At 69.5% G+C, this 1,661-nt stretch carries 2 protein-coding genes; both read right to left on the bottom strand.

The genetic code is table 11. From position 1 onward, the window contains the following. Positions 1-105 precede the first annotated feature (105 nt). A complete protein-coding gene (locus ASC56_RS00025; protein ID WP_055489028.1) occupies positions 106-945 on the bottom strand; it encodes a transposase family protein in 840 nt (279 codons plus the stop codon). A gap of 61 nt (positions 946-1,006) precedes the next feature. Beyond that, positions 1,007-1,453 (bottom strand): hypothetical protein, encoded by a 447-nt coding sequence (locus ASC56_RS00020; RefSeq protein ID WP_055489027.1) that lies wholly within the window; start codon positions 1,451-1,453, stop codon positions 1,007-1,009. Positions 1,454-1,661 lie beyond the last annotated feature (208 nt).

Below are 1,661 nucleotides of genomic sequence, written 5' to 3'. Positions count from 1 at the left end.
AATGAGCAGTGTGCATCGTGAAGTTGCAGGTCACGGGTCTGGTGTGCGCGGGGTTCTCGATACTCGGGCTGGTCGCGGGCGGATGACTTCCGTGTAGATCGTCGGTCAGCGGGAGACTTCGCGGTTCGTCAGGACCAGCAGGGCCCTGACCAGGGCGGTTGCCCACTTCGGATCGGTGCGGACTTTGCCGAGGACCCTCCAGTTCTTGAGATGGGCGAAGCCGTGCTCGACCGGCGCCCGGACGGCGGCGAGCGCCTTGTTGGACAGTTTCTGCCCTCGGGTCAGGGGCCGGTTGCGGGCGGCTTTGTAGCCGGTGATCACCGTCGGGTCGGAGTCCGGGCCGCTGTTGTCGAGGCCGACGAAGCCCAGGTCGGCGATGGCGCCGAGGCCGGCCGCCCGCAGTTTCGCGGTGAGCTGGTCGTGACGGCAGGCGGTGATCTCCGAGGATCGTCCGGGGTGGGCCGCCGAGACCCACAGCAGACGGCCCCGGTCGTCGGTGAGCGCGATCACCAGCAGACCGTGGCACTTGTGCTTGCCGGAGTAGTTCTTCCGGTTCGCCGGGCCGGTGCGCCGCCGGGTCCGTATCAGGGTGCCGTCCAGCAGGACCACCCCGCCACCCGTTCGGGCGATCTTCTTCAGTGTGCGGTCCAGGCGCGGGGCGCGGGCGGCGAGCAGGCCGACCACCTCGCGCACCCACCGGGTGACGGTGGTGCGGTGCACTCCGTTCCCGCCGGCGAGGTCGCCGGGCCGCTGGTCACAGCGCAGCACCGCCAGCACGATGCCGGCGATCTTCCCCGCGGGCAGGGCCCGCCACCGCGATCCGATCTTCTTGCAGTGGCCGCGTATCACGGTGGCGAGATAGTTCAGGGTGGCGCTCGACAGCGGCAGGCGGGCGGTGTAGACAAGGCCGTCAGGGCCCTCGACGGGGCTGGTGCTGTTCTTCACAAAACACGTCAACTGCCGTCGGGGGCCCGTCGGTTACGCCCCGGTGCCCCACCCGGTGTGGCTACCGGCGTGCGGTGAACCGTCCGTCGGGCCGCTTATGCAGCCAGCCACGATCGGCGAGCTTGGTCATCTTCGCCCGTAGCGGCTCCAGCTTCCCGCGCACCGCCACCTCAAGTCCGAGCTCCTCGCCCACCGCCCTGACCTGCACCGGGCCGTCGGCCTCCCGCACGATCGCCAGGATCCTGCGGTAGTCGCCGGGCAGGGCAGCCTCGTCGGTCGCGTCGCTGCGGTGCGGAATGAGCAGGACCGCCCGCCCCGCCACCTGCGCCGCTACCGGAGCGACAGCCTCGACATCAGCCTGGACCTGCTCGGCCAGGCGGTTCAGCACCCGCTCCGCGATCGCTAGTTCGTCCCGCTCGACCTGGACTTCTTGAAGCTGTTTGGTCAACTGCTCGGCGAGGGCGTCCAGCTCGCTCCGGCGAGCGGTGATCCACTGCCGCTCCTGCATCCCGCAGCCCCCGCAATATCGTAGCGTGCCGACCTGGTGACGGATCGTAGGCGGGGGTCGGTTGCGGGCGCAGCCAAACCCGGCATCCCGTCGCAACCGGAACCGCCCGATGATCTACACCACGGTCATCGGCCACCGACCAGCGCGGGTACCCGAGTCGTCACTCACACCAGACCCGTGACCTGCAACTTCACGATGCACACTGCTC

Origin of the sequence: Streptomyces sp. TP-A0356 (genome assembly GCF_001417775.1) — a bacterium.
Taxonomy (GTDB): Bacteria; Actinomycetota; Actinomycetes; order Streptomycetales; family Streptomycetaceae; genus Streptomyces.
This window is presented reverse-complemented; position numbering and strand designations above follow the sequence as displayed.